An 8,072-nucleotide genomic window follows, 5' to 3' on the forward strand; every position below is an offset into this window, starting at 1 on the left:
GCCTACGATGGTGCGGAAGCATCTTAGACTGGTTGCCTGTCCTCCTTCGACGAATAAGGATATATAGCCTAGCTCGCTTTAGTGGCACGACAGTTAACCTCGAGTTGCTATCGTAGTGATTTCCTAGGCTGTGTGTTGTTGACGAGGTTAAAGATGTCGAGTTGCGTTCAAAACTTTACTTGATCCTGAGTTTTGTACACTACCTTCATCAACCTCGTCTTCATCTTACACCTCTCAAGAGACTACCGCTACAAGGCTTCGGCGTCTAGCAGTGTGAAAAATCGGAAGTTAATCGCCATCAGGTTAATTCCAGTGGCGATTAACTTGCAATAAATATTTTTTGGTAAAAAGGCAATTCGTACTTTTCGTTAGAGTTAGGCACTCTATTGAGATTGGCAACAAAAATGATAGTGGTGCGATGTACCTTACTAATACCAAATTGGCATAGGAAGTCTTGATTCAAAAGTCTGGAATAGCCTATTGGTTTTAATCCAAAATCCCAAATCAAAAATCAAAAATTGGTATAAGATGATGTCCCTAACTTCTATACTTCAAAATAATCATCTCAAAGACCGCCGTCTTCAGTTTGTCCGAACTCATCAAGAGGTTTTTGATGTTGAACCAATGTTCCCTCTCCGTCTTTTTGAAGAAACAATTCTGGAGATAGAAGGTTCTTGTGGTATTGAATCCTCTTGTAAAGTCGAAGGGAGCAGACTGCTAGCAGGGCGTTTTGAGGTTTGTAATGATTTTGGAAAGACTTGGCCACAATCGTTAACCCATGCGTTTAAGTTCTTGGATAAAATCGAGAATCGGTTGGGTGTACGTATTCATCGTGAACCGTTTGAGCAGTTTGCAGCCGCACATATTAGCTCCCGCAAAATTATGAATAACACTATTGGCATTCACTTGGGTTCAAAGCTGGAAGATTCCAGTGTTATGCTGTACATCCATCTCGACGAAAAGGAAGATCCTGAAGAATTAGCAAGGACAGCGATCGCTCTCGATGGTGGTCACTACTCAGATGAATTAACACAGGTTTTGATTAGAGATACGATGGTCATCGGTTTTGAACTTTTCTTTGATGGTCGCAGTCATGTGGAGCTATGTCCTATTGCTCCAGCACAACCTGGAGCAATAGGAAACAGAGGAAAGTATCTCACATCCTATATGCAAAAATATTGTTCACAGAAAGTGAATTACATTTTTAGGGGAGCATATTTCCTCATGGCAAGCTTCTCTAAAGCTTATGCAACGCCAGTCTTATGGTGTTACTTCCAAAACGTCAAAGACATACCAAAATATTTTATATTTAATAGCTTAGGTGATAGAGTCTATAATTTTTGTCAAAGTCAAAGTTGTATCACACTTGCTGCTGTGGCTGTTACAGAGCAAGAGTTAGAGAACAGTCGATTAGAAAACTTTTGTTTTTACTACAATAAACGTGACGAATGTCAACCGCATCCGGTTTTTTGATTTTTCTTGAAAATAACTCGGGCGACGAGCTCGAAAACTTAGAATAACCGATCGATTTCAGGGTTGTGATTTTGTCAGAATCAAACAGTAATATGAAGTCGCAAAAAGAACGCTATAGCGGCTCTCAATAAAATGAGGTACACACCGCTCGCAACTGATGCCCACGGAGGCCTATGCCCTATGCCCTATGCCCTATGCCCTATGCCCGCGAGATCACCTCATGTTACTGAGAAAGGCTATACATATCAATCTCCCCGTCACCCTCTCCCCTAGTCTCCCCGTCAATCATCTGTAGCAAACACTCTGCTGTCATCGACTAACCCACCTAATTGTGTTTTGTAATTGTCCATCGCCATGAGCAATCACCCTTTCGCTGTTTCCCTCAACCCTTTTGTCCAAGTCAAAAGCGCCGAAGACTACTACACCCTGCACTCGGCAGAATCCGATCCGACCGCTTTGCTAACCCTTGCCACAACGCCCGGAATCGGTATTGCTCTCGATCGTCTCAAGGAAGGCAACGCCACCACCGCATCTCTCGTGCAAGGGTTAGCCGAAGTTGATGGTCGGGCAGCCGGGGAACAGTTTGCACTGACGCTACAACAATTCGATGAGCGGGGTTGGTTGAGTTACGCCGTGTTGCCGCTGGCAGTGGCGGTTCCGATGGTGGAATCTGCCGAATTGAATCTGACCGAACCCTACTGGACACAAACCCGTCTGGGCCTCTCCCGCTTCGCCTACCAACATCCCTACGAAGGCACAATGGTGCTGGAGTCCCCCCTCTCCAAGTTTCGGGTCAAGCTTCTAGACTGGCGAGCAAGTGCGCTGCTGGCTCAACTCGCCCAGCCCCAAACCTTAGCAACACTGACGCCACCGCCCTACCTCGGACCAGAAACCGCCTATCAGTTCCTCAATTTGCTGTGGGCCGCGGGGTTTCTGACGGCTGACCCTGAACCCCCCTCGCTCCAGCTTTGGGACTTTCATAACCTGCTGTTCCACAGCCGCAGCCGCAACGGTCGCCACGACTACCCAGGCATAGACAATGACATTGAGCAGTGGTCGGATTTCCCAGTGGTGAAGCCGCCCATGAGCGACAGGATTGTGCCACTGCCGCATCCGAACCTGGGAGCATTGATGTATAACGATGCCACGCTGACACAAGCGATCGAAGCACGAAAATCGGTTCGACAATTTGACGATAACCATCCGATCTCGATCGAGCAACTAAGCGAACTACTGTATCGCACAGCCCGTGTTAAGGAATTAATGGGCATAGAAGAGTTGTTAGGTAAGAATTGGCGAGAAAAACTAGATTTTAAAGCAGATATTGACTATGGCGAGTTGAGCCGTCGGTCGTACCCTAACGGTGGATCGATGTATGAGCTAGAGATTTATCCGGTGGTGCGACGATGTGAAGGGTTGGACACAGGGCTGTATCACTACGACCCATTGAACCATCAACTCGAGCAGATTATGGGGGCAGAAGGCAATATCTTTGCTCTGTCAGGCTATAACAACTTTGTGAACAACCTCCCAGACGGTTTGGACTCACCACAAGTCCTTCTGGTAATTACAGCGCGATTTGGTCGGCTCTTTCGTCGCTACCGCTCTTTCGGTTATGCCTTGGTGCTTAAGCACGTTGGGGTGCTACAGCAAAACTTTTACTTGGTGGCAACCAATATGGGTCTGGCTCCCTGCGCGTGGGGGGGTGGAGATAGCGATGCTTTTGGTCGGGCGACGGGTCTAGACTATGTGGAAGAGTCGGCTGTCGGAGAATTTATGATCGGGTCATTGCCCAACCGCAATGTCGAAGCAAGTGGGTTGGAGTCGATTGAGGTTGATGACGCGGAAGGGTTGACTGAGGCTATGGTCTCAGCTAGTGAGATTGAATTTGGTGGAGTTGAGGCTGAATCTGAGTCTACTGAGACAGAAGTATTGGCAAGTCAGCTACAGTCAGTTGGGCTAGTGGCAAAAATTCCGCCGGCTCAGGTGTGGGAAAGTCCTGAAAATACCTCAGCGCAAGTGGAGGACACGGGGGCTAAGGCTGTTGAGTTGGCTCCTTCAGATCTGCTCTCCCAGACTCCAGATTCATCCAGTGTTGCTGAGGGTGAAAGCGAGTCGGCGGGAATTTGGGCGAGTGAAGTTGAGAGTTCTGCAACCAAACTATCGATCGCACTCCACCCCCACGACCTCGACGATCGCATCCCCGGACTAGCTGAACTCCACAACCAAACCCTCGGCGACCCCCGCATCACGATCGTAATTTTAGACGGCGACCCAGATTACACATTATCCTGTTTTGCCGGAGCTCAAGTCTCCAAGGTTTTTCCCTACTGGCACGAACCAGCAGATCCGATCGGCCCAGAACATTATGCCAGCTTTCAAGCAATCAGGGATAAGGGGCTCAAGGGTAAAGAGAAACAAGCCGCGATCGACGCTGCCTTACCAGAAGACATCCGGACGCGGGTTGAAATCAACGACCATGCTTGCCACGCCACCAGTACAATCGTCGGTCAAGAGCACAGCCCTGTTTTCGGCGTGGCTCCCAAATGCCGGGTAATCAATATGCCCCACGATGCCCTAGCACAAGGTAAGTCCGACGATGAAATAGGTAACTATAACGATGTGCTGTCTGCTCTTAACCTCGCCCGCGCTTTTGATTTAGCCTTAGAATTGGGTGCAAATATTATCCACTGCGCTTTTTGTCGCCCCACCCAAACCAGTGAAGGGGAAGAGATTCTTCTCCAAGCGATTAAGAAATGTCAAGACAACAATATCTTGATCGTCGCGCCTGTAGGGAACAATTCAAACAAATCCTGGTGTCTCCCTGCCGTAGTGCCAGGGATTTTGGCAGTGGGAGCCGCAAAAGTCGATGGTACACCAGCTCACTTTAGCAACTGGGGCGGCAACAACACAGAACAAGGTATCCTCGCTCCGGGTGAAGATATTCTAGGGGCGCAACCCTGCACCGAAAAGCCCGTGCGGATGACAGGAAGCAGCATGGCAGCCCCAGTGATGACGGGTATTTCTGCGCTGCTGATGAGTCTGCAACTGCAAGAAGGCAAACCCGTCGATGCCGAAGCCGTCCGAATAGCACTGCTCAATACCGCGATTCCCTGCGACCCAGAAAAACCAGAACGCTGTCTGCGCGGCTTTGTCAATATCCCGGGCGCAATGAGAGTGCTGTTTGGGCAACCCTCCCTCACCATTTCCTTCGCGGGCGACAAAGTGATCCGCACCGAACGGGCAGGCTATGCCGCCCCCGTCGCCAGTCATGCCCCCCCCAGTACCCAAGAGGTTGTTGCGAGTGCAGCGATGCCTGCTGTCTTGCCCGCCACTCCTGCCGAGGAACCCGTCACCGCCGCCGCGACTCCCGCAGACACAGGCACTGTGGAAGCCAGCACCGCCTACTCTGGCAACGTTTACGCCCTAGGGACGATCGGCTACGACTTTGGAGATGAAACCCGCCGCGACTCTTTCCAACAACAGATGGCTCCCGCCGAAGTAAACGGCATCACGGTGCCAGCAGACCCCTACGATCCTCGTCAGATGGTGGAGCACCTCGATCGCAATCCAGATGAAAGCCGTTCCCTGATCTGGACCTTGAGCCTCGATGGAGACACGATATATGTCCTAGAGTCAACCGACGGCGAAGTCTACGAGATGTTTGTGCTGATGTTGGCGGGGCAACTCGAGCCAGAAGCCAGCGATGATTTTGTGGAGAGGGTCAGCATACCCGCCCGACGCACCAACCGCACGGTGGAACTCTCCTCCGGTGAGGTTGTGCCTGTAGTGACGGTACCTTACCCGCGGGGAATGTACGGCTGGAAAGTCAATACCCTGGTGAACTCGGCGATGGCGGCAATCTCTCGTCGGGTGGACGAAGCCCAAGCACCCCTCGTGCGACAGGCTCTGATAGCCTTCCTCAACCGAGTCTACAACGATCTTCGCAATGTGGGGCAGACCTCGCGCGATCGGGCCCTCAACTTCGCCGCCACCAACATCTTCCAAGCCGCTGTGACCTTTGCTCGGGCGATCGCGGAAGGTCGGCAACTCGACACCATTAACGTCGAAAAAAGCCCGTTCTGTCGCATCAACAGTGACTGTTGGGATGTCAAGCTTGAGTTCTACGACCCAGACAATAATCGTCGGGGGCGCAAAGTTTTCCGCTTTACCCTGGATGTGGTGCTCCTGATGCCGGTGACTTTGGGTGAAGTGAGAAGCTGGTCACTCCCTAGTAAAGATCAGAGTTGAACGCACCGGTGACGGACTCAGATCGATGCCGGTAACATAGGGAGTCGGGATTCGGGGAATGTGGAATTATTGACCTAGACTCGATCGTGCCCGTGCAACCGGAAACGATATACAGCCTATTCTAGGTTTATGAAGTACACCCCAGAAACCGGGTTTCTTTACAGTTCTCGCCTCTAAACTAATTCTGTTGCTCGAAACCCGGTTTCTCGCGATCTACCTTTACATAGAATATGCTGTAATATCATGTCCGGTGGATTACCCGACCTCAGGTAGGGGCGGGTTCACTAACAATATCTGCCAACAATCTCCAATCTCAAAAACCCGCCCGGCCGGGATATTATGGTCAATCGATCGGAACTGATTCTGTTGCTCGAAACCCCGTTTAACTTCCAGGCTCTGCCTGGGAACCGATGTAAGCGAGGCTCTGCCTCTGCCCAGACTATGGAGGCTCTTCCTCCGGATCTGCGTTACCAGGCTCTTCCTGGTAACGAGTATAATCATTTAGGATTGCTATAATACCTTGGCGCGACTTAAGTTAAAGAGTTTTTATGAACAGGCATCTTGTCTGTTCCACAATTTGTATTACTAAGGCTCAAGAAGTAAAAACATGGGAATAGAATTTAACCATTTATATGTTACTCTCGACACAGAAACCCTAGAGTCAATAGCCAAATCAGAGTTCATTAGCCAAGAATTCTGCACAATATCCAGAGATACCGTAGAAACTGATACAGAGAGTTGGGCGGGAACTTATCTCAGGGGAAAACATAGCTATATTGAGCTTTTTCCTCCAGGGGGTGCGGAAGGGTTGAGGGAAGGTTTTTCGGGTATAGGTTTCAATAGTAAACAAGCAGGACAGATTGATATTGTAGAAGAAAAGCTAAAATCCGTAGTAGCCCACGAAACGTTTTCTAGTTTGCAAGTTCGTCAAACCGAAGATGGAAAAGTGCCCTGGTTTCATTATTTGGCGCTCAAATCAGAGAGAGAAGCCTTCAGTCCGTGGTTGATGGAATTTCATCAGGATTATTTAGACTATAAAAACATCACGCTTACCAGTGCTGGTTGCTTTGACCGTGCTGCTTATCTCAAAAACCTTGCTACTTCCGAAACTTCTTTATTTGACGACATTTCAGAAGTTCATCTGGAATTGACTTTAGCCGAACACGAGGAACTAGCATTACTACTTCGAGTCTTTGGCTATGAGTCATCTGGCGTAGGAGATATTACTACCTATCGTTATGATGGTTTTACTTTACAAGTATCTCAGAAAGTTGCTCCCAGTTATCGAATTCGCAAGGTTGTTTGCACCATGAAGGCTCAAGCTCATCAGGAAAGAAAGTTCACTTTCGGTGATAATGCACAGTTAAATGTGGGTGGAGAGTTGGCAATTTGGCAGTTTGGATAACTGATCTCGGTTTGTAGATTAGTTTCGAGCGAGGTTAATTACATTTCAGCATATTATTTTGGTAGACTAAAAACTCCAAAAAATCTCTGAAGCTGAAAGTAATTTTTAAATTTTAAAAGCCTAAGTCAGAACCATTTCAGACGACCCATAAAGTTCTGAAATTTATGCTGTAGGACTTACACAATGGATATAAATAAGCACCCATAAACTTATGGGTGCTTTATTAATTCATATCGTTTCCGGTTGCACGGGCACGATCGAGTCTAGGTCAATAATTCCACATTCCCCCACTGACGACCCCCCACGGACCACTCCCCATCCCGAACGGTGTTACCGGAATTGATATCACATTAATATATCGAGCCCAATTGACAGCACTAAACCTTACCAGTAGCGGATCACTTTTCTGAAGGAGCCGTCGCAATTCCGGCGGTACACGACGTGACGCGTCGGACGGTAACAGTTTCGATAGTAATAGTGACCGCCGTTGACGCTAGCTGATTCTTCAGGGGTGAGTTCAGCAAACAGTGAATCGTCCTTTGTTTCTTTCATGATTTGACTCCGTTTAAGTTAATAAAAGTGAAGGGAAACTAGAAATATTATTTAATTTCTAGAGCCTCGTTTAACTACTGACAAATACTTCGGGTAGTGCTGTACCATCTCCGGAATATTGCGGACTTGTTTCAAGCCCAGTAAAGTCGTCCCTTGCAGGCCCGTACCGACCAATTCTTGCAAGCGGCTTATTGTAAAATTCTGTCCGTTAAATTTGGCGATGGAAGCCAGACAAGCGGCGCCGCAATCTTCTTCGCTCTGCTGGAAACCTGATATTTCATCAACCTGCTTACTTGTCCGAAGAAAGGCATTTCTCGGATAACAGGAATGTTCTTGAACATTTGGCAAAATGAATAATGAGTAGAGCCTAATGAACATTACGCCTCACCGA

The 8,072-nt window shown here is 48.5% G+C and carries 4 protein-coding genes and 1 pseudogene; 3 read left to right on the forward strand and 2 right to left on the reverse strand.

All coding sequences use genetic code 11. The features are described from left to right. The first annotated feature begins 480 nt into the window (after window positions 1-480). The 3 genes from QUB56_RS18985 (at window position 481) to QUB56_RS18995 (ending at window position 7,129) form a co-directional block, all read left to right on the forward strand. Window positions 481-1,473, forward strand: coding sequence for a LynF/TruF/PatF family peptide O-prenyltransferase (locus QUB56_RS18985; RefSeq protein ID WP_332957243.1), 993 nt, complete (start codon window positions 481-483; stop codon window positions 1,471-1,473). Between the two features lie 354 nt (window positions 1,474-1,827). Next, a complete protein-coding gene (locus QUB56_RS18990; protein WP_332957245.1) occupies window positions 1,828-5,724 on the forward strand; it encodes a PatA/PatG family cyanobactin maturation protease in 3,897 nt (1,298 codons plus the stop codon). Window positions 5,725-6,331: 607 nt separating this feature from the next. Further along, window positions 6,332-7,129, forward strand: a complete 798-nt coding sequence (locus tag QUB56_RS18995) for a DUF5829 family protein (protein WP_332957247.1) — start codon at window positions 6,332-6,334, stop codon at window positions 7,127-7,129. 384 nt (window positions 7,130-7,513) lie between these two features. Here the strand turns inward: QUB56_RS18995 and QUB56_RS19000 are convergent, their stop codons facing one another. Together QUB56_RS19000 and QUB56_RS37330 are read right to left on the reverse strand one after the other, a co-directional pair. After that, window positions 7,514-7,681 carry a hypothetical protein gene (locus tag QUB56_RS19000; RefSeq protein WP_332957248.1) on the reverse strand — a complete coding sequence of 56 codons (168 nt, stop codon included), beginning with the start codon at window positions 7,679-7,681 and terminating at the stop codon, window positions 7,514-7,516. Window positions 7,682-7,807: 126 nt separating this feature from the next. Next, a pseudogene (locus QUB56_RS37330) lies at window positions 7,808-7,992 on the reverse strand (cysteine peptidase family C39 domain-containing protein); the annotation flags it as partial. Between the last annotated feature and the right edge of the window lie 80 nt (window positions 7,993-8,072).

The organism is Microcoleus sp. AR_TQ3_B6, assembly GCF_036702785.1.
Classification (GTDB): Bacteria; Cyanobacteriota; Cyanobacteriia; order Cyanobacteriales; family Microcoleaceae; genus Microcoleus.